General features: G+C 68.5%; 19 protein-coding genes and 1 tRNA gene. 11 read left to right on the forward strand and 9 right to left on the reverse strand.

What is annotated here, in order from left to right:
• Positions 1-62: 62 nt before the first annotated feature.
• Complete coding sequence (locus V6M56_RS02890; RefSeq protein WP_332681072.1) at positions 63-383, forward strand: hypothetical protein; 321 nt, start codon at positions 63-65, stop codon at positions 381-383.
• 71 nt (positions 384-454) lie between these two features.
• Here the strand turns inward: V6M56_RS02890 and flbD are convergent, their stop codons facing one another.
• From flbD to V6M56_RS02930, 8 genes are all read right to left on the reverse strand, one after another.
• Entirely contained in the window at positions 455-1,819 is a 1,365-nt protein-coding gene (gene flbD, locus V6M56_RS02895; RefSeq protein ID WP_332681073.1) for a sigma-54-dependent transcriptional regulator FlbD, read from the reverse strand.
• Between the two features lie 158 nt (positions 1,820-1,977).
• Positions 1,978-2,328, reverse strand: coding sequence for a flagellar motor switch protein FliN (fliN, locus tag V6M56_RS02900; protein WP_316016868.1), 351 nt, complete (start codon positions 2,326-2,328; stop codon positions 1,978-1,980).
• 5 nt (positions 2,329-2,333) lie between these two features.
• Entirely contained in the window at positions 2,334-2,936 is a 603-nt protein-coding gene (locus V6M56_RS02905; protein ID WP_332681074.1) for a FliH/SctL family protein, read from the reverse strand.
• A 2-nt stretch (positions 2,937-2,938) separates the two neighbouring features.
• Positions 2,939-4,018 (reverse strand): flagellar motor switch protein FliG, encoded by a 1,080-nt coding sequence (fliG, locus tag V6M56_RS02910; protein ID WP_442881060.1) that lies wholly within the window; start codon positions 4,016-4,018, stop codon positions 2,939-2,941.
• A gap of 11 nt (positions 4,019-4,029) precedes the next feature.
• Positions 4,030-5,715: a flagellar basal-body MS-ring/collar protein FliF gene (gene fliF, locus V6M56_RS02915; protein WP_442881061.1), complete on the reverse strand. Its 1,686-nt coding sequence runs from the start codon at positions 5,713-5,715 to the stop codon at positions 4,030-4,032.
• Between the two features lie 211 nt (positions 5,716-5,926).
• A complete protein-coding gene (gene sciP / locus V6M56_RS02920; RefSeq protein ID WP_038359348.1) occupies positions 5,927-6,202 on the reverse strand; it encodes a CtrA inhibitor SciP in 276 nt (91 codons plus the stop codon).
• A gap of 121 nt (positions 6,203-6,323) precedes the next feature.
• Complete coding sequence (locus V6M56_RS02925) at positions 6,324-7,010, reverse strand: flagellar hook assembly protein FlgD (RefSeq protein WP_332681075.1); 687 nt, start codon at positions 7,008-7,010, stop codon at positions 6,324-6,326.
• Between the two features lie 14 nt (positions 7,011-7,024).
• Positions 7,025-8,599, reverse strand: a complete 1,575-nt coding sequence (locus V6M56_RS02930) for a flagellar hook-length control protein FliK (RefSeq protein ID WP_332681076.1) — start codon at positions 8,597-8,599, stop codon at positions 7,025-7,027.
• A 252-nt stretch (positions 8,600-8,851) separates the two neighbouring features.
• On the opposite strand from V6M56_RS02930, the gene mnmA reads away from it, so the two are divergent.
• The 10 genes from mnmA to V6M56_RS02980 all read left to right on the forward strand — a co-directional run bounded on the left by mnmA (position 8,852) and on the right by V6M56_RS02980 (position 19,290).
• Positions 8,852-10,036 (forward strand): tRNA 2-thiouridine(34) synthase MnmA, encoded by a 1,185-nt coding sequence (gene mnmA / locus V6M56_RS02935; RefSeq protein WP_332681077.1) that lies wholly within the window; start codon positions 8,852-8,854, stop codon positions 10,034-10,036.
• The gene (locus tag V6M56_RS02940) at positions 10,033-10,662 is read left to right on the forward strand and encodes a class I SAM-dependent methyltransferase (RefSeq protein WP_332681078.1); all 630 of its coding nucleotides are present in this window, start codon (positions 10,033-10,035) and stop codon (positions 10,660-10,662) included. Before mnmA ends, V6M56_RS02940 begins: the two co-directional genes overlap by 4 nt.
• 92 nt (positions 10,663-10,754) lie before the next feature.
• Positions 10,755-10,831: transfer RNA gene (locus tag V6M56_RS02945), tRNA-Met, on the forward strand.
• A gap of 292 nt (positions 10,832-11,123) precedes the next feature.
• Positions 11,124-12,218, forward strand: a complete 1,095-nt coding sequence (locus V6M56_RS02950; RefSeq protein ID WP_332681079.1) for a LacI family DNA-binding transcriptional regulator — start codon at positions 11,124-11,126, stop codon at positions 12,216-12,218.
• A gap of 65 nt (positions 12,219-12,283) precedes the next feature.
• Positions 12,284-13,138 (forward strand): carbohydrate ABC transporter permease, encoded by an 855-nt coding sequence (locus tag V6M56_RS02955; protein ID WP_332681080.1) that lies wholly within the window; start codon positions 12,284-12,286, stop codon positions 13,136-13,138.
• Entirely contained in the window at positions 13,128-13,961 is an 834-nt protein-coding gene (locus V6M56_RS02960; RefSeq protein ID WP_332681081.1) for a carbohydrate ABC transporter permease, read from the forward strand. The genes V6M56_RS02955 and V6M56_RS02960 overlap by 11 nt, the downstream gene beginning before the upstream one ends.
• Positions 13,962-13,984: 23 nt before the next feature.
• Positions 13,985-15,280, forward strand: a complete 1,296-nt coding sequence (locus V6M56_RS02965) for an ABC transporter substrate-binding protein (protein WP_332681082.1) — start codon at positions 13,985-13,987, stop codon at positions 15,278-15,280.
• 72 nt (positions 15,281-15,352) lie between these two features.
• Positions 15,353-16,795, forward strand: coding sequence for an FAD-dependent oxidoreductase (locus V6M56_RS02970; protein ID WP_332681083.1), 1,443 nt, complete (start codon positions 15,353-15,355; stop codon positions 16,793-16,795).
• 89 nt (positions 16,796-16,884) lie between these two features.
• Positions 16,885-18,501 carry an FGGY-family carbohydrate kinase gene (locus tag V6M56_RS02975; RefSeq protein WP_332681084.1) on the forward strand — a complete coding sequence of 539 codons (1,617 nt, stop codon included), beginning with the start codon at positions 16,885-16,887 and terminating at the stop codon, positions 18,499-18,501.
• 60 nt (positions 18,502-18,561) lie between these two features.
• The gene (locus tag V6M56_RS02980) at positions 18,562-19,290 is read left to right on the forward strand and encodes an SDR family oxidoreductase (RefSeq protein WP_332681088.1); all 729 of its coding nucleotides are present in this window, start codon (positions 18,562-18,564) and stop codon (positions 19,288-19,290) included.
• Positions 19,291-19,441: 151 nt separating this feature from the next.
• On the opposite strand, the gene V6M56_RS02985 is transcribed toward V6M56_RS02980, so the two are convergent.
• Positions 19,442-20,635, reverse strand: a complete 1,194-nt coding sequence (locus tag V6M56_RS02985; protein WP_332681089.1) for a pyridoxal-phosphate-dependent aminotransferase family protein — start codon at positions 20,633-20,635, stop codon at positions 19,442-19,444.
• Positions 20,636-20,666 lie beyond the last annotated feature (31 nt).

The following is a 20,666-nucleotide window of genomic DNA, read 5'->3' on the forward strand; positions in this document are numbered from 1 at the left end:
CGGAGGAATAGAGTGGCCTCGCGGGAACGCGGCGCTCGGATCGAACCTGATGGAGGAATTGCATGGATAGACGTTCATTCGTGATGGCGCTGTTCGGCGGCCTCGCCGCCGCCAGTGTCGGCGGCATCGCCGCCTCTGAAGCCGCCCAGCCGAAGCTCGCTCCGACGCCGCCCGAGTCGAAGGCTCCCGAGGCTGCGGAGGCTCTCGACGCCGAGACCAGCGCCGCCTTGGACAAGACCGACGCGGATTTCAGCCAGTATTATTACTATCGACGCCCGCGCTACTATGCTCGACCGCGCTACTACCGCCGCCCGCGGGTGTATTATTATCGCCGTCCGGTTTATTATCGCCGGCCGCGCTATTATCGCCGCCGCTACTGGTAGGCTGCAGCAAGATCTTTGCCTCGAAGCGCGGGCCGGGAGCATGCTCCCGGCCCGCTTTTCGTTTTTCCGAACTACAGGGACTGCGTCCGCGCCTGCCCGGGCTCGGCCACCGGGATGCCGGCCGAGAGATATTCGCCGAGCTTGTTGCGCAGGGTCCGGATCGAGATGCCGAGGATCCTGGCCGCATGGGTGCGGTTGCCGAGGCAGTGGTCGAGCGTGTCGAGGATCAGGTCGCGCTCGACATCGGCGACGGTGCGCCCGACCAGGCCGCGCGTCATCGCCTCCGCCGTCTGGGCCGCCCGCGAGGCGACGTCGCGGCCGCTCGCCGGGCCGAGCGTCTCGCCCTCCGGGGTCAGCATGGCGTCGGCGCCGATCTCGACGCCCTGTGCCAGCAGCACGGCGCGATGGACGGTGTTCTCGAGCTCGCGAACATTGCCGCGCCAGCCATTGGCGAGCAGCAGCTTGCGCGCCTCGGCGGCGATCGGCCGCTGCGGCAGCCCGTTCAGCTCGGCGTATTTCCTGGCAAAATGGTCGGCCAGCGCCAGGATGTCGCCCGGGCGCTCGCGCAGCGCCGGCAGGCGTAGGTGCACGACATTGAGCCGGTAGAACAGATCCTCCCGGAAGGAGCCGTCGCGCACTGCCTCGGCCAGGTTGCGGTTCGAGGTCGCGATGATGCGCAAATCGACCTTGACCGGCTGCGTGCCGCCGACCCGGTCGATCATCCGCTCCTGCAGGGCGCGCAGAAGCTTGGCCTGCAGCCGGACATCCATCTCGGTGATCTCGTCGAGCAGCAACGTGCCGCCATTGGCCTCTTCGAACTTGCCGACGCGGCGCGCGATCGCGCCGGTGAAGGCGCCCTTCTCATGGCCGAAAAGCTCCGATTCCAGCAGGTTGTCGGGGATCGCCGCGCAGTTCACCGCGACGAAGGGCCTGTCCTTGCGCAGCGATTTCTGGTGCAGGTGCTGGGCGATCATCTCCTTGCCGGTGCCGCTCTCGCCGGTCACCAGCACCGGCGCGTCGGAGCGGGCGATCTGGTTGGCGAACTGGACGACGCGCTCCATCGCCGGATCGCGCCAGATCAGGCTGGCCTTGTCGCTCGCGACGGCGGCGAGCACGGCCGCGATCAGCTCGGGATCGGGCGGCAGCGGCACGTATTCGCGCGCGCCGGCCTGGATCGCCGCGACCGCGGCCCGCGCATCGGTCGAGGTGCCGCAGGCGACCAGCGGGGTGCGGATGCGCTCGGCCTCGAGCGCAGCGACGAGCTTGGCGATCGGCTGCTCGACATCGACCATCAGGAGGTCGCCGCCCTTGGCGCGCAGTACGGCGAGCGCCTGCTCGATGCTCTCCGCATGGGTGACGGCGGCGCCGTGCGAGACCGCGATCTTGGCCGCGGTGATGAGCTGGCCCTTGAGGCTGCCGACGATGATGAGGCGCATGGCTCAGGTCTTCCTAGCGTGATCTGCGATGGCTGCCCGGTTCGACCACGCCGCATTCGGACGGGTTCGTCCGAATGCGGGAAGCGTGATCGACACTAAAACTCCAGAGCCTTGCTCTTGCGAAAAACCGGTTTCCACTTTTTCGCGCACTGCTCTGGTCATCGGTCGGCCTTGATGATTTCCGTCATGGTGACGCCGAGGCGTTCCTCGACCACGACCACCTCGCCGCGCGCCACCAGGCGCTCGTTGACGAAGATGTCGATGGCCTCGCCGACGCGCCGGTCGAGCTCGAGCACGGCGCCGGGCGTGATCCGCAGCAGATCCCCGACCGCGATGCGCGAGGAGCCGAGCACGGCCGAGACCGTGACCGGCACGTCGAAGACCTGCTCCAGATCCTCGGCCGTCTTCACCGGCACCGGGCCGGAGCGGGCGACCGAGGCGTCGTTGTTATGGTCGAAGGAGAGGTCGGCCGGGTTGAGCGGCGGCAGGTTGAGGTCGTTGTCGGCCATGTCTGTCACCCCACTGCCTGGCCGGACGGACCGGCCGGGCCGAATATGCTTCTGATCGCCGCCTCGATCGCGCCGTCGCGCTGCGCGCCGTCGATGGCGAGCCCGCCATCGGCCCATTCTATCCGCCCGTCGCCGAGCGCGATGTCGGCTTCGCCGAGCACGACGAGCCGCCCGGCAAAGCCGGTCTCGCGCGCCAGCCCCGCAAGCTTGCCCTCGACGGTCTCGACCAGGCTCTCATTGACCCGCACCACCAGATGCGGCGCCTGCCTGGCGTGGCCGAGGCATTCGCGCGCCGCCGCCAAGAGCTGCGCCAGCGGCCTGTCCGCCAGCGCCGCGCCGGCCAGGCCCCGCGCCGCCGTCACCGCAAGATGGGCGGCCTGTTCCTCGATCGCGGCCAGCCGCTCGTCCTGCTGCGCCAGCAGCCGCTCGCAGGAGCGGACCAGCTGCGAGAGCAGCATTCCCGTCTGCTGCTCGGCCTCGCGGCGCGCCTGCTCCTGGCCGCTGCGCATACCCTCGTCCCGGGCGGCGGCGAGCGCGGCCTCGTCGACCCCGCGCCGGCCATCGCTGCGGAAATCGGTCTCGAACAGGAATTTCTTGGCTGCAGCCATCGTCAGTACACCAGCTCGTCTTCGGAATTGCCCTTGGCGATGACGATCTCCCCCTTCTCGGACAGGTCCTTGGTCAGCGTCACCATCTTCATCTGCGCCTCGTCGACCTCCTTGAGGCGCAAGGGCCCGAGCCCCTGCATGTCGTCCAGCAGGTTCTTGGCGGCGCGCTGCGACATGGCGCCGAGGAAGAAGTTGCGCATCTCCTCGCCGGCGCCCTTGAGCGCACGCGCCAGCGTGTCCTTGTCGACCTGCCGCATCAGCGTCTGCAGCCCGGCGGAATCGAGCTTGGCGAGGTCTTCGAAGGTAAACATCAGCGCCCGGATGCGTTCCGCCGATTCCTGGTTGGTCGCGTCGAGGGCGGCCAGGAAGCGCGTCTCGGTCTGGCGGTCGAAGCCGTTGAAGATCTCGGCCATCATCTCGTGCGGGTCACGCCGGCGCGTCTGGGTCAGGGTCGAGACGAACTCGGTGCGCAGCGTGTTCTCGATATGGTCGAGCGCTTCCTTCTGCACCGATTCCATCCGCAGCATCCGGCCGACCACCTCGATCGAGAGCTCGCCCGGCAGGTTGCGCAGCACATTGGCGGAATGGTCGGGCCGGATGCGCGACAGGATCACGGCGATGGTCTGCGGGTATTCGTTCTTGAGGAAGTTGGCGAGCACGACCGCGTCGATATTGCCGAGCTTCTGCCACATGTTGCGGCCGGCCGGGCCGCGGATCTCCTCCATGATCAGGGCGACCTGATCGGTCGGCAGGATCTTTTCCAGCAGCGAGATCGTCCGGTCGAAGGAGCCGGTGATCGCACCGGCGCTGGAGAGCTTGCCGACGAATTCGAGCATCAGCCGCTCGACCTGGTCGGAATCGACCGTGCCGAGCTCGGCCATGGCCCGGGTGATGATCCGGATCTCCTCGTCGTCGAACTCCTGCCAGATCACCCGGCCGTGATCCTCGCCGAGCACGAGCAGGATGACGGCGGCGCGCTGCGGGCCGGTCATGCCATCGAGCGACATCGGCTGCAGCCCGCCTCCGGTCTCGGCAAGGTCGCTGTCGCCGGAGCTGCGGGTGGCGATCGAGCGCGTGGCCATGGCTCAGCCCCTCACGCCGGTGCTTTTTCGTGGATCCAGCCGCGCAGCACCGCGACCGAATCGGCCGGGTTCTGCGTGACCATGGCGCCGATCTTCTCGACCGACTGGGCCTTGAGCTGGCCCTTGACCTGCGCGATCGCGAGCATCCGCTCGGAAGGGGCAGCGACCTCGATCTCGCCGATATCCCCGGAGCCGGAGCTGGCGCCGGCCGGCAAGCTGGCGGGATCACCGGTACCCTGCTCGGCGGCAGAGACGATCACGCCGTTGCGCATGAAGGTCGGGATCGCCCGGAAATCGCGCTCGGGCGCCAGCACCTGCTTCAGGAGCGGACGCACCACCACCATCAGCACGATCAGGATCAGCAGCGAGATCACGCCGATCTCGGCGAAGCGCACCATGTCCTCCTTGGTGAAGGACAGCAGCTGCTGCATCAGGCTCTGCTCGGTCAGGTCCACCGGCGCCTCCGGCCCTTCGGCGAAGCGCAGGTTGACGACCTCGACCTGGTCGCCGCGCTGGCGGTCGAAGCCGATGGCGGTGCGCACCAGCTGGCTGATCCGCTCCAGCTCCTCCTGGGTCCGCGGCTGATAGCTCGCCTCCGCGCCCTGGCCGCGGGCATAGGTGCCGTCGACCAGCACCGCCACCGAGAGCTTGCGGATGCGGCCGCCCTCGAGCACCTCGGTGCGCGTGGTGCGCGAGATCTCGTAGTTGACCACCTCCTCGTTCTTGGCGGTGGCATCCTTCTGCGTGCCCTGCTGGGCCTGGTTCGGCTGCTGAGCGCCCGGCAGCTCGTTGCCGACGGTGACGCCCTCGCGCGCCTCGTTGGTCGTCGAGGTCTCGTTGCGGTTCTGGCTCGAGCGGATGACCTTGCTCTCCGGATCGAAGGTCTCGGAACGGCTTTCGATGCGGTTGCTGTCGAGCGAGGCCGAGACCTGGACGCGCGCCCGGCCGGGGCCGACGATGCTGGCGACGATGTCCTCGACCTGCGACTTGATCCGCCGCTGGATCGCGCCCTGGCGCTCGTCGAGGCCGATGCCGGCCAGGCCCTGCTCGCCCTGGGCGCCGTCGGCCAGCAGCCGGCCGCGCTCGTCGATGATCGAGACCCGCTCGGGCTTCAGCCCGTCCACCGCCGAGGCGACGAGATGGCGCACCGCCCGGACCTGGGCGGCGTCGAGGTCGCCGGCGAGCTTGAGCGCGATCGAGGCGCGCGGCGGCTCGCGGTCGCGCTCGAACAGGCGGCGCTCGGGGATGACGAGGTGGACGCGGGCGGCCTGGACCCGGCTGATCGAGCGGATCGTGCGCGAAAGCTCGCCCTCGAGCGCCCGCAGATGATTGATGTTCTGGACGAAGCTGGTCGAGGAGAAGGCGTCGCCCTTGTCGAAGATCTCGTAGCCGACGCCGCCGCCCGACGGGATGCCCTTGCCGGCGAGATCGAGCCGCAGGCGCGGCACCTCGGTGCGCGGGGCCAGGATGGTCTGCCCGTCGCCACGCAGCTCGTATTTGACGCCGCGCGCGTCGAGGTCCTTCAGGATCGCGCTGACGTCCTGGCTCGACAGGTCGGCGAAGAGCACGCCCATCGCCGGCTGCGACATGCGCAGCATGACGAAGGCGAAGAAGCCGACCAGTGCGAGCGTCACCGCCAGCATCGCCGCCAGCCGCGCCGCGCCGAATCTCCGGAATTGATCGACCAAGCCGTTCACGCCGCGTTTCCGATGCCCGTCGCCCTCGCAGACCAACCCGCGGAGCTATCACTAGGCAAGTTTTTCCCAGTGCATGGTTAGCGCCGGGTTAACGCCGGGCTGATCGGCCCGATATCGGGACAGAATTCGGTGGTGGGTGGCACAAACGCCGAAAGGCGCCGGCCCCTGTCGGGACCGGCGCCTTTCTCCGAATTCGGAAAGCTCGGAGCGCCTACTGGCGGTAATGCTGGATGCGCGTGGTGCGCAGGCCGGCAAGCCCATGCTGGTCGATCGACATCTGCCAGCTCAGGAACTCGTCCACCGTCAGGGTATAGCGCTGGCAGGCCTCTTCGAGGCTGAGCAGGCCGCCGCGCACCGCGGCGACGACTTCGGCCTTGCGCCGGATCACCCAGCGGCGGGTATTCATCGGCGGCAGGTCGGCAATGGTCAGCGGGCTCCCATCGGGGCCGATGACGTACTTGACGCGCGGTCGCAGCGGCTCGGTCATGGTACTCTCACACAACTCAACAGACCTACTTGTCCTTGACCGTAACCCTCCCGACTTAACTTTTGCCTAAGGCAACCGCGCAGGCTTTCGCTATGGCGCGCCGCAGCGCCGCGGCCAGACTTCAAGAACTGCTCTTCACCGACTTGACCCGGTCGAGCGGCACCTTGATCGCACCGATCAGCAGGGTCGGAACCGCAGTCGAGAAATCGACGCCGTCGACGACGCCGCTGATCTCGGTCTTGACCGTGATCGCGGCGCCCGAAATGTCCTTGGCGTCGACCGTGATCGTGTATTCGCCTTCCGCGGCGGTCGATCCGGTCGAGGTCTTGCCGTCCCAGCTATAAGTCTGGTCGCCGGCCGTCAGCGTCGTCGTGCCGGTCTGCACGACCTTGCCGTTCACGTCCTTGATCGTGATCGTGGCCGAGCCGCCCTTCGAGGCGTTGAGCCGCCACTCGGCCTTGCCGTCCTTGAGCTGGGTCGCGGCGCCATCGGCGGTCACCGTCTGGCCGACGAAGCCGATGGCGCTCGCGCCCGTCGTCGCCTTGCTGACCCCGAGCAGCGCGGTCAGCGTCTCGTTCTGCTTGAGCTGCTGCTCGACCCCGGCGAACTGCACGAGCTGCTGGGTGAACTGGTTGGTGTCGAGCGGATCGAGCGGATTCTGGTTCTTGAGCTGCGTCGTCAGCAGCGACAGGAACTGGTCGAAATTATTGGCGATCGAGGTGGTGCCGCCGGTGACATTGGTGTTGCTGCCGTTCTGCGCCGCGGTAACGGTCGAGTCGCTCAGCTTGCCGGTGTTGGAAATGCTCACGGGATCGCCTCTCTTCAGATGCTGAGGTCGACGCCGCCGAGCCTTGCGGCCCCGCGCAGCGGCATCGTCTCGGCGGCGAGCGCGCTTTCCTCGGCGGTCTCGACCCAGGCCCGGCGCGTGCGCGCGCCCTCGTCGTCCTGGCGGTTCTGACGCGAGCTCTGGTCGGAGGAATCGCGCAGGCTCATCTCGACCCCGCTTTCGGAAGGCTTCAGCCCGGCCTGCTCGAAGGCGCGTTCGAGCGTGCGCGCATCGCGTTGCAGCAGGTGCAGGGTCTCGACCCGGTCGACCGTCAGCTTGGCGCTGACACTGCCGTCATCGGAAATCTCCAGGCGGACATCGACGCGGCCGAGCTCGGCCGGATCGAGCCTGATGTCGAAACGCTTGTTGCCGGCCAGCGCCCGCGCGCCGATCTCGACCGGCACGACGTGCAGTGGCGTCGGACGGGTCGTTTCGACCGAAGCCCTGGCGTTCGCTTCGGCCTGCGCCTGGGCATTGGCCTGGGCGGCGGCATCGAGCGGCGTAAGCGGCGCCTCGGGCTTGCCCGGCGCCAGCGGCCCGGCGGCAAGGATCGCCTGCGGCGTCGGCGGTGCCGCCTGCTGCGGCGCATCGCCCTGGCCGCCATCGGCAGCGGGCGAACCCTGCGCCGCGGTCGTCGAACGCTCCGGCGCCTTGCCTTCGATGGTGGCGGTGGCGGCGGCTTCGCTCGTCCCGGCTCCCGCCTCGTCCACCGTCTCCGAATCGCCCATGCCGGCTTCTGCCGGCATGGGAGCGCCGATGACGGCAGGCTTGAGCCCGGCCTTGATGTCGGCGGCTGCGGCTTCGCCTCCGGCGCTCGCCTCGCCATTCGCCTTGGCCGGCAGCGCGGGCGCAACCGGCGGGACCACAGCATTGGCCGGCACCACGCCCGTCGTCATGCTCTCGCCGGTAGCGACCGTTGCACTGCCATCCTTGGCGGCCGCATCCTCCGGCTCGGCCGGACCGCCGGGCTGGAGGGCGAGGGCCGCGAGCGCAAGGAATTGCGCACCGATCTCGCTCGGCTCGGCTGTCGGCGCGACGGCGCCGGACTGGCTCGTTTCCGCGCTCACCGCGGCGGTGCCTTCCGGAGGAACCGGTGGCGCACCCTTGACCGCTGCCTCCAGCGCCGCCTTGCGCTCCTCGACCGTGGTCGTGGTCGGCGCCGGCAACGGCAGGGCCGGGATGTTCTCCTCGCCGGTGGCGGGCTTCTCGCCCGTCGCAACCTTCTCGTCGGTAGATTCGCCGGCCTGCTTGCCTGTCTCTGCGCCGGCTTCGCTGGGCTTCGTCTCGCCTGTCGCCTTGCCGCCGCGGTCGGCCCCCTCGCCCTCGCCTGCCCGGACCGCCGCGTCCGCAATGCCCTTCCGGCCCGCGCGGTCGCGCTCCGCCGCGCCGGTTTCGCTCGCGCCGCGGTCCTCGTCGAGGCGGGGGCGCGGACGATCGGCCGGAGCCTGCGCCACCGGCTTCTCGGCCGGCGGCAGCGTGAACACCTCGTCCGTCCTTCTGGTCTTGGCCGTATCGCGGCGACCAGGGAGCGCAGTCTCATAAGGCGAGTGCGAGATCGACGCGGTGGACATGGAGTTCTCCGGAACTGGCGAATGGCGAAGAAGAGCCGCTCCCGCCCGAGCAAGACCCAAGCCAGATGGATAATTCTGCAAAATCAAACGATTATGAGAATTCTCCGAAATCCGCGCCCGGCAGGAAGCGCCGCATCGCCGCTCCCGGCCGGCAGGATTTGCCGGGCGATGCTGGCCCAGCCCCGGCAAAGCCGGTATAGAGCCGGGAGGAGGGCATCGGGCCCTCCCCTTCGCCCGGCACCAGAAACCGTCATGACCACCCCGCTCAATTCGCTGGACATCGCCAAGCCGCCTTCGGCGACGCGCGTCGTCGCGGCGATGTCGGGCGGCGTCGATTCCTCGGTGGTCGCGGCGCTGCTGAAGCGCCAGGGCTACGATGTCGTCGGCGTCACGCTGCAGCTTTACGATCACGGCGCCGCGGTCCACCGCGCCGGTGCCTGCTGCGCCGGGCAGGACATCCACGATGCTCGCCGCGTCGCCGAGGCCATCGGCATCCCGCATTACGTGCTGGATTATGAGAGCCGCTTCCGCGACGCGGTGATCGAGCGCTTCGCCGAGAGCTATCTCGCCGGCGAGACGCCGATCCCTTGCGTCGAGTGCAATCGCACCGTGAAGTTCCGCGACCTGCTCGGGCTCGCCCGCGAGCTCGGGGCGGATGCGCTCGCCACCGGCCATTATGTCGCCAGCCGCGATCTTGGCAACGGCCATCGCGGCCTGTTCCGCGCCGCCGACGAGAACCGCGACCAGAGCTATTTCCTCTATGCCACGACGCAGGACCAGCTTGACCTGCTGCGCTTCCCGCTCGGCGAGATGGAGAAGGCGGAGACGCGCGCTCTCGCCGCCGAATTCGGCCTCGCCATCGCCGACAAGCCCGACAGCCAGGACATCTGCTTCGTGCCGAACGGCCGCTATGCCGAGGTGATCGAGCGGCTGAAGCCCGGCGCCGCCCGGCCCGGCGCCATCGTCCATCTCGACGGCCGGATGCTCGGCCAGCACGAGGGCGTGCTGCGCTACACGGTCGGCCAGCGCAAGGGGCTGGGCCTGAGCGCCGCCGAACCGCTCTATGTCGTCGCGCTCGATGCTGAGAACGCCCGCGTCATCGTCGGCCCGCGCGAGGCGCTGAGCGTCAGCCGCGTCGACCTGCGCGACCTCAACTGGATCGGCGGCATCGCGCTGGCCGATCTGCCGGCCGAAGGCCTCGAGGTCGCGGTCCGCGTCCGTTCGACCCGAGCCCCGCGCGAAGCCCGCCTGCTCGCCGACGACAAGGGCGTGCATGTCCTCCTGGCGCAGGGCGAGGAAGGCGTCTCGCCCGGCCAGGCCTGCGTCATCTACGACCATGCCGGCGCGGGTGCGCGCGTGCTCGGCGGCGGCGTCATCCTGGCGGAAAAAAAACGCCACCTCCCCGCTCCTCCGGAACTTTCGCTCGCGGCATCATGACGGCAGGCAAGGGTCTCGACGCCCAGAAGCGCGTCTATGCGGTCTGGGCGAAATTCTACGACCGGATCTATCAGGGGCTGTTGTCGCGCGCCCAGCGCGAGGCGGTGGCGGCGGCCTGCGCCTGCGGCCGCGACATCCTCGAGATCGGCGTCGGCACCGGCCTGACTCTGCCCTATTTCGAGCGCGACCGGCAGGTGATCGGCGCCGATCTCTCATTCGACATGCTGCGCGTCGCCCGCGCCAAGGTGCTCGCCCAAGGCCTCGACCATGTCCGCGGCCTGCTGGTGATGGATGCCTGCCGCCTGGGCTTCGCCGACCGTTCCTTCGACGCCGTCACCGCGCAGTTCGTGATCACGCTGGTGCCCGACCCCGAGCAGGCGCTGGCCGAGATGGACCGCGTGCTGCGGCCGGGCGGCGAGATCGTCATCTCCAGCCGGCTCGTCGGCGATGGCGGGCTTGCCGCGCCGCTCTGGTCGCTGCTCGCGCCGCTGGCGAAGGCAGTGGGCTGGAGCAGCGATTTCAAGGTCAGCCGCCTGACCGGCTGGGCCGCCGCAACCGGGCGCTACGAGACCGTCCATGTCGGCCAGGGTTACTTCAAGGTGGTGCGCCTGCGAAAGCTGCGGTGAAGCGCGCCAGCATCAAGGCTTGACGCCGATGCCTGCGAAACCCTATATCCGCGCCGTCGCGATTGGCTGCCGAACAAGGCACAACCGCTCGGGGCGGGGTAGCTCAGCTGGTTAGAGCAGCGGAATCATAATCCGCGTGTCGGGGGTTCAAGTCCCTCTCCCGCTACCATCCTCCCCCCGACATTCGGGCGGTCGGGAAGTGGTCGCCGCCGATCTCGTCAATTCACCGATGACTTCGATTTTTTCGGCATGGTCCCGGCTGGCGCCGGTTGAACCGTCATCGTCCTGATCAACTGCCGCAGCGCCTCCTTCGATTCAGCTCCACCTGACACGCCTTGCGCACCGTCCTCTCTCGCGGGCGATGGCGCATGCACGGCAGAAGCGTCCAACTTGGCGCTTGTGGTCTCCCTCCACCGCTGTTAAACGTTTTACGGTAAAACGTTTAACAGGCTATCTGCGAGATGGCGGCGAAGCGCATCACGATCAAGGAAGTCGCTGCGAAGGCGCGCGTTTCGATCGCTACGGTCTCGAACGTGTTCAGCGGCCGCAAGCCCGTGAACGCCGATCTGCAGGAGCGGGTCAAGCAGGCGGCGCGCGAGCTCTCCTATGAGGTGGACCGGGCCGCGTCGCAGCTGCGCTCCGGGCAGGCCCGGGTGGTCGGCGTGCTGGTTCCGGATCTCGACGACGTGTTCTTCACCTCGCTGGTGTCGCAGCTCGAGGTGATGGCGCAGAAGGACGGCTACGACATCATCATCGCCAGCTCGCGCGACGATCTGCGCCTGGAGCAGTCGCGCCTGCGCACCCTGCTGGCCTGGCGCCCCTCGGGACTGATCGCGGTCCCCTGCTCGGATGCGGTGCCAGAGGTGCTCAAGGGCGAGATCGGGCGACTGCCCATGGTCTTTGCCGACCGCGTGCCGCCGACCGGCTCCATGGTCGACACCGTCGCGGTCGACAATCGCGAGGCCGGCGAGATCGCCTCGCGTTATTTGCTGGCGCTCGGCCACCGCGAGATCGTCCTGGCGGCCTCCAGCCTCGCCATCTCGCCGATCCGCGAGCGCATCCGGGGTGCGTCCGAGCTGATCCAGGCCGAGACCGGCCAGGCACCGACGGTCGTCGAGCTCGGTTCGAATGCCGAGCGCGGCACCGAGCTCTTCCTGCACTGGCTCGAGCGACATGCCCGGCCCTCCGCCGTGATCGCCCTGACCAATGTGACGACGCTGAGCACCCTGTCGGCACTGGCGCGGCTGCGGATCGACATACCCGACCCGATCTCGGTGATCGGCTTCGACGACTATCCCTGGATGAGCGCCCGCAAGACCGGGCTGACCGCGATCCGCCAGCCGGTCGAGGAGATCGCGACCGCCGCCTGGGAGCAGCTGCGCCGGCGCATGTCCGGCGACCAGGCGGCGCCCAGAACCATGGTGCTGAACACCAGCCTGCGGGCGCGCGATTCCGTGCTCGACCTCGCGACGCGAGGCGCGGCCGGAGCCGGTGCAGTCGACGAACCTCCGCCGCGGCCGGACGGACCGGCCGAGGCGGAAAAAGCCATCCACTGACGGGCCGAAGAGCCCGCGCCGACAAACGACCTGGGAGGACAACGTTGCGATCCAAAGGAACGGCATTGATTCTGCCGCTGCTCGCGCCGGTTCATATCCTGATCCTGAGCGTGATCGTGCTGCCGTCGCTCTATGTCGTCTGGCTCAGCCTGAGCACGTCCACCTTCGGCCAGGCGCCGAGCTTCGTCGGGCTGCAGAACTATGTCCGGGTCCTGGCCGATCCGGCTTTCCACAGCGCCCTTCTCAACACCGTGGTGCTCGTCGTCATCGCCGTCCATGTCGAGATGGCGCTCGGGCTCGGCATGGCGCTGCTGTTCGCCAGCGGCCTGCCGTTCCGCCGCTTCCTCATCGTCGCCGTACTCGCGCCCTATGCGGTGAGCGAGGTCACCGCGGTGGTGATGTGGCGTTTCCTGTTCGATCCCGACGCCGGGCCGGTCACGCTGGCGCTGCGCGCCTTCCACCTGCCGACGCTCGACTGGTCGTTCGAGCCGTCGCACGCCATGACCTTGATCGGGCTCCTGACGATCTGGCTGCACCTGCCCTTCACTTTCATCATCATCTATGCGGCGCGCCTCGCGATCCCGAACGAGCTCTACGAGGCGGCGCGGGTCGACGGCGCGACGCGCTGGCAGGCCTTCCGCCGGGTGACGCTGCCGCTGCTCGGCCCGGCGATCGTGATCGCCCTGCTGTTCCGCTACATTTTCGCCTTCCGCCTGTTCTCGGAAGCCTGGCTGCTGACCAAGGGAGGGCCCGCGCGCTCGACCGAGGTCGTGGCGATCTATCTCTATCAGGAGGCCTTCAGCTTCAACGCCTTCGGCACGGCCGCGGCGACGGCCTGGATCATGGTGCTGGCCTCGCTGGCGCTTGCCGCCGTCTATGTGCTGATCCTGCGCGGAAAGGTGGGCGCCAATGCGCACTAGCCGTTTCCTCTACGCTGCAGGCAAGGCGGTCGCGGTCATGGCGATCCTGTTCTGGTCGCTGTTTCCGATCCTCTTCATCGTCGTGTCGTCGCTGAAGCCCGGCCAGGACATCTTCGCGGTCCCGCCGAAATACCTCTTCACCCCCACGCTTCGGCACTATGGCGAGCTGTGGCGCTCCTGGGGCGTCTTCTTCGAGGGCCTGCTCAACAGCACGCTCGTCACGGCAGGCGCGACCGCGCTCGCGATCATCGCCAGCACCTGCGCCGGCTATGTCTATTCGCGCCACAGCAGCCGCTTCCTGGATGCCGGCATCGTCGGCCTGATCGTCGTGCGCCTGATCCCGCCGATCGTGGTGACGCTGCCGCTGTTCCCGATCGTCAATGCTTTCCGGCTGAACGACACCCATCTCGTGCTGATCGTGCTCTACGCGACGTTCTTCGTCTCGCTCGGCACGGTGCTGATGCGGACCTTCATCGACCAGGTCCCGCGCGACCTGGACGAGGCGGCCGAGATCGACGGGGCGAGCCGGATGACCATCCTGTGGCGCATCATCGTTCCCCTGGCGGCGCCGGGCATCCTGGCGGTGGCGGTCTTCGTCGTCGTCTATTCGTGGAACGAGTTCCTCTTCGCCTTCATCTTCACCGCCACCCGCGCCAAGACCGCGCCGCTCGTGATCTCCGAGATGATCGGTTCGATCGATGGCGTCGACTGGGGGATTCTCTTCGCCGCATCGACGGTGCAGCTCATTCCCGTCCTGCTCTTCGTCGTCTTCATGAACCGCTATCTCGTGGCCGGCCTCACCGCCGGTGCGACGAAGGGATAGCCGACAGCACAGGGAGGAAACCAATGTCGAAAACGACACTGCCGCAGCTTTCACGCCGGGATTTCATCGCAACGACGATTGCCGGCGCAGCCACGCTCGCCGCCGGCCCCGGCCTTGCGGCGAGCAAGACGCTCAACCTGCTCAGTCACAAGGTCCACCAGACGGTGCTGGGAACGGGCGATGGCGACCTGATGAAGGACTGGCGCAAGGCCAATGACGCCGAGCTCGCCTTCACCACCTTCGACTCCAACCCGCTGCAGGATCGCCTCTTCCGCGAGGCCAGCCTGAAGGAGACCGATTACGGCGTCGGCTACCTGATCGACAATCGGCCGACCGCGCAGATCGCGGCGCTGTTCGAGCCGCTCGACGCCTATCAGAAGAAAGATCCGATCGAGGATTTCGGCGACATCGCCCCGGGCCTCGTCCAGGGCATGACGGTCGGCGGCAAGCTCATCGGCATCCCGGTGCGGCACGCGACGCAGGGCCTGTTCTACAACGAGGCGCTGCTGGAAGAGGCGGGGATCGGCGCACCGCCGACCACGCTCGAGGAACTGATCGAGCAGGCGAAGAAGACGACCTTCACCTCGAAGGCCGGCACGCCGGTCGTCGGTCTCGTGCTCGCCAGCGACCTTGCGGTCTTCCCGGTGATGTTCGCCCGCGCCTTCGGCGGCGACTTCATCAGCAGCGACTTCAAGCTGGTTCCCGACCGCGCCGCGATGGAAAGCGGGCTGAATGCGCTGCGCGGGCTGTTCGAAGCCGGCGCCCTGCCGCGGAGCTACGCGACCACCAAGAATGACGACCAGGTGACCTGGCTGCAGCAGGGGCGCGCCGCCTTCACGATCCTTCCGTTCGCGCGCGCCGCGCAGCTCAACAATCCCGACCAGAGCAAGTTCCCGGGCAAGATCAAGGCTGTCGCGTTTCCGGGCTCGGCGGCGCTGAAGGGCAAGGCGCCGATGGCCTCGGTCGTCGAAGCCTGGGCGATGTCGATCCCGGCGAACGCCAAGGACAAGGCGCTGGCCTGGAGCTTCATCAGGGAAGTGTCGAGCAAGCGCGTGACGCTCGGCATGGCGATCAACGGCAATGGCCCGGTGCGGGTATCGACCTATGCCGACGCGGCGCTGAAGGCGAAGAGCCCGCTCGCCGCCGTCGAGGCGCAGGTCCTCGCCACGGCGCGCGGCGCCTTCCCGCCCTTCCCGGAAGCCGCCCGTGCACAGGCGACTTTCCTGGAGGAGGTCCAGCTCGCCGTGCTCGGGCGCAAGCCCGTCAAGGACGCCGTCACGGCGATGATCGAGCGCATCAAGCCGATGATGCCGGCCTGACCGATTCCGCGCCGCTGGCGGCAGCCCCGCCGGCGGCGCCCACCGCCTTCCAGCAAGAGAGGATAACGCCCCATGTCCAGCACCGCGGTTCGCTTCATCGAAGAGCCGGCCCGATCCATTCCCGTCTCGGCCGAATACGACGTGCTCGTCGTCGGCGGCGGTCCATCGGGACTGACCGCGGCTCTCGCGGCTGCCGAGGACGGACTTCGCGTCGGCCTGATCGAAAGCCGCAGCTTCGTCGGCGGCAACATGACCATCGGCCTGCCGGTGCTCGGCTTCCTCGGCCAGAAGGGCAACCAGATCATCGACGGGCTGCCGCAGAAATTCATCGAGCGCCTGCGCAAGGAGCGCGACGGGGCGAGCGAGCACCGCCCCTGCCCGCTGCATATGGGCATCACCCTGGTCGAGCCCGAAGCCGTCAAGACCGTCGCCCTCGAGATGCTGACGGAGGCCGGCGTCGACGTGCTGTTCTACACCTTCTTCTCGGGCGCGCTGATGGATGGCGACACCATTCGCGGCATCGTCACCGAGAGCAAGAGCGGGCGCAGCGCCATCCTCGCCAAGCTGGTGATCGACTGCACCGGCGATGCCGACGTCGCCTACCGCGCCGGCGTGCCGACCGAGAAGGGCAACGCCGAGGGTGGCATGCAGCCGCCGACGCTGATGTTCTGCCTCGCCGGCGTCGACACCGACAAGCTGAGGCTCAGCATCGCCAACGCGCCGCCGCAGGCCCGCACCTATCTGACCGATTTCATCCCGGCCGAGTATTTCGGCCAGAACCACCAGTTCATCGTCGTCGGGATGCGCGAGCTGATCGCCAAGGCCAAGGCCGAGCGCGGTCTCAACATCCCGAACGAGCGGACGATCATCATCACCGGGCTGAAGAAGGGCGAGGTCTGGATCAACATGACCCGCGTCAAGGGCACCGACGGCACGGATGCCCGCAGCCTGACCAAGGGCGAGATCGAGGGGCGGACGCAGATCGACGACATCGTCACCTATCTGATCCATTATGTCCCCGGTTTCGAGCAGGCCTACTTCACCAAGACCGCGCCCTTCATCGGCATCCGCGAAACGCGGCGGATCGTCGGCCAGTATGTGATGACGCAGGAGGACGTGCTCGCCTGCCGGCATTTCGACGATGCGATCGCCGTGGCGAGCTACCCGATCGACATCCATCGGCCGGCCGATGACGGCTGCACGCTGATCTGGTGCGGCGATTGCTACGACATCCCATACCGCTCCCTGGTGCCGCAGAAGGTCGCCAATCTCTTGGTCGCCGGCCGCAGCATCTCCGCGACGCACGAGGCGATGGGCGCGATCCGGGTCATGGCGACCTGCATGGCGATGGGCGAGGCCGCCGGCCGCGCCGCCAAGATCTCCGTGCGTGGCAATCGGCCACCCGCCGATATCGACATGGAGGAGTTGCGCCGCCAGCAGCTGGAGCACGGGGTCTACCTGCGCAATCCAGACGGCACGCGCGCCGGCAGCCCCTCCCGCGTCGCGGCGGCCTGATCGCCGGCGTCGGCACAAGCGCGGCGGCGATGCGCCCGCCGCGCCCTTCTTCCCGGCCGGGGCTCGGCCCCATTCCAGGTGGTGAAGGCATGAGCGACCACTTCATCGGCATCGATGTCGGAACCGGCAGCGCCAGGGCCGGGATCTTCGACCGCCGCGGCGCGATGATCGCCACGGCCAGGCGCGACATCGCCCTGTATCAGGATGGCCCCGACCTCGCCGAACAATCCAGCGCGGACATCTGGCGCGCCGTCTGCGCCAGCGTCCGCGAGGCGCTGGCGGCAGCCCGGCTCCGGCCGGAGGCGATCAGCGGCATCGGCTTCGACGCCACCTGCTCGCTGGTCGCCCTGGGGTCGGGCGGGGCGCCGCTGCCGGTCGGTGCGCATGGCGACAGCGACCGCAACATCATCGTCTGGATGGATCATCGCGCCATCGAGCAGGCGCGGCGGATCAACCGGACCGAACATCCGGTGCTCGCCTATGTCGGCGGACGCATCTCGCCCGAGATGGAGACCCCCAAGCTGCTCTGGCTGAAGGAGAACCTGCCCGAAACCTATGGCGCGGCCTGGCAGTTCTTCGACCTGACGGACTTCCTGACCTGGCGCGCCAGCGGCAGCCTGGCGCGCTCAGCCTGCACCGTGACCTGCAAATGGACCTATCTCGCCCATGAGAAGCGCTGGGACGCCGGCTATTTCAGCCTGATCGGGCTTGGCGACCTGGCGGACGAGGACTTTGCCCGCATCGGCACCGAAGTCGTCCCCCCCGGCAGCAGGCTTTCCGGTGGGCTGACGGCGGAGGCGGCGGCGGAGCTCGGCCTGCGCCCCGGAACCGCAGTGGCAAGCGGGCTGATCGACGCGCATGCCGGCGGCCTCGGCTCGGTCGGCGTCCGCTCGCCGCACGGATCCGTGCTGACGCGCATGGCCTATGTCTTCGGCACCTCGGCCTGCACGATGTCGAGCAGCCGCGCGCCGATCTACATTCCCGGCGTGTGGGGTCCGTATTTCGCGGCCATGGCCCCCGGGCTCTGGCTGAACGAAGGGGGGCAGTCGGGCGCCGGCGCGGCGATCGAACAGTTGATCGGGTTCCACCCGGCCTCGGCCGAAGCGCAGGCGCGCGCGGCGGCCGAGGACATGGCGCTGCCGGCCTGGCTTGCCGCCCGCGCCGCCGCGCAGGTGCCGCAGGCATCGGAGGCGGTTCGCCTGGCCGGGCGGCTGATCGTCGTGCCGGATTTTCTCGGCAATCGTTCGCCCCATGCCGATCCCGATGCACGCGCGGTGATCGCGGGCCTCGGCATGGAACGCAGCGTCGACCATCTCGTCGCGCTCTACCTCGCCGGGCTTCTGGGGATCGGCTACGGGCTGCGCCAGATCATCGAGGTGAGCCAGGCGAAAGGCGCGGCGATCGAGGCGCTCGTGCTCAGCGGCGGCGCGGGGCGCGACCCGCTGATCCAGCAACTGCTCGCCGATTGCACCGGGCTGCCCGTGCTGGTGCCGGAAGGCGCCGACCCGGTGCTGCTCGGCGCGGCGATGCTGGGCGCTTCTGCTGCCGCCGCCTATCCCGATCTGACGGAGGCGATGGCCGCCATGGCGCCCGCCGCCCGGGCATTCGAGCCCGCCGGCGGCGCGATCGCAGGCCTGCATGCGCAGCGCTACGCGGCCTTTGGCGCGCTTCAGCAGGCGGCGCGGACGCTGTCGGGCAAGCCCTGACCGAGCCGCCCCTGCCCTCATGACACCCTGGCTGATGGCCATACCCGGGAGATGACCGACGTGACACAGGAACTGGCCGGGAAAACCGCCGCCATCACGGGCGCAGCCTCCGGAATCGGGCTCGCCTGCGCCAAGCGCCTCCTCAAGGCCGGTGCGCAGGTCGTGCTGATCGACCGCGATGCCGAGGCACTAGGCGCACTCATGCCGGGGCTGGGCCCGAACGCCTCGTCGGTCGTGACCGACCTGACCGACGCTTCATCGGTCGCGCAGATGATGCCGCAGATCCTGGCCGCTACCGGCAAGCTCGACATCTTCCATGCCAATGCCGGCTCCTATGTCGGCGGCGCGCTCGCCGATGGCGATCCGGATGCCTGGGACCGGATGCTGAACCTCAACGTCAATGCCGTCTTCCGCAGCGTCCACGCCGTGCTGCCGCACATGATCGAGCGGCGGACCGGCGACATCCTGGTCACGAGCTCGGTCGCGGGCGTCGTCCCGGTCGTCTGGGAGCCGATCTATACCGCCTCGAAGCATGCGATCCAGGCCTTCGTCCACACGGCGCGCCGGCAGCTCATCAAGCATGGCCTGCGGGTCGGAGCCGTGCTCCCGGGCCCCGTCGTCACCGCTCTCATCGCCGACTGGCCGAAGGACAAGCTCGAAGCGGAGCTCGCCGCCGGCGGCCTGATCGAGCCGGAAGAAGTGGCCGAGGCGGTGCTGTTCATGCTGACCCGGCCGAGGAACGTCACCATTCGCGACCTGGTGATCCTGCCGCAAAGCACCGATTTGTGAGGACAGGCAGCAGCGGCACTGCGCCATCTTTGGCCGCGCTGCCGGCCGGCGGCGAGCGCTGCTGCCCTGCAAAGAAAGCCCCGCAGGCCGGCCTGCGGGGCTCTGACTCGTGGCGGCCGGTTGTCCGCCCTGCGCTCGCGTTCGAGCCCTCTCAGGCGACCGCCGCGACAGGCGCCTCGTTGCCGGCCTCGCGCCCTTCGAGACTGGCCATCGCGGCGGCAACGCCGCCATGGCGGTGGGGCACGCCGGCGGCCACCAGCCCCATCTCCACGCCGCTGAGCGCGCCAAGCAGGCTGAGCTCATTGCACTCGCCGAGATGGCCGATGCGGAAGACCTTGCCGGCGACCTTGCCGAGGCCGGAACCGAGGGAGATGTTGTACTTCTCCAGCGCGATCTTGCGGAACCGGTCGGCATCGTGGCTCGGCGGCATCAGCACGGCCGTGAGCACGGGAGATTGCTCGTCCGCGTTTTCGCACAGCACTTCGAGACCCCAGGCACTCACCGCCGCGCGGCATGCGGCGGCCAGGCGCTTGTGCCGCGCAAAGACGTTGTCGAGCCCCTCCTCGCCCAGCATCGCCAGCGCTTCCTTCAGCCCGTACAGCAGGTTCGTCGCGGGCGTATAGGGGAAGAACCCGGTCCCGTTGATCTTGATCATCTCCTGCCAGTCCCAGTAGGAGCGCGGCAGCCTGTTGGCCTTGGAGGCCGCCAGCGCCTTTTCCGAAACCGCATTGAAGCCCAGCCCCGGCGGCAGCATGAGGCCCTTCTGCGAACCCGAAACCGTGACGTCGACTTGCCATTCGTCATGGCGATAGTCGACGGAGGCCAGCGACGAGATCGTATCGACCATGAACAGGGCCGGATGCCCGGCAGCGTCGATCGCCTTGCGGATCTCGGCGATGCGGCTCGTGGCGCCGGTCGAGGTCTCGTTGTGGACGACCATGACGGCCTTGATCTTGTGCGCCTTGTCCTCGGCGAGTCTCGCCTCGATCGCCGCCGGGTCCGCGCCGCGACGCCAGTCGCCCGGGATGAATTCGACCTCGATGCCGAAACGGGTCGCGATCTGCTTCCACAGCGTCGCGAAATGGCCCGTCTCCGCCATCAGCACCGTATCGCCGGGCGAGAGCGTGTTGACGATCGCCGCTTCCCAGGCGCCGGTTCCCGACGAGGGGTAGATCACCACCGGCTGCCTGGTCTGGAACACGGTCCTGCAGCCTTCCAGAACCTCCTTTCCGAGCACGGCGAACTCCGCGCTGCGGTGGTCGATGATCGGCATCGCGATGGCGCGAAGAATCCGGTCCGGAATCGGGCTGGGGCCCGGAATGTGCAGAAAATGGCGACCCTGCATGGCGTTGTGTATCCTCTTCGGCGGCCGGCCT

Source organism: Allobosea sp. (assembly GCF_036675845.1).
Taxonomy (GTDB): domain Bacteria; phylum Pseudomonadota; class Alphaproteobacteria; order Rhizobiales; family Beijerinckiaceae; genus Allobosea.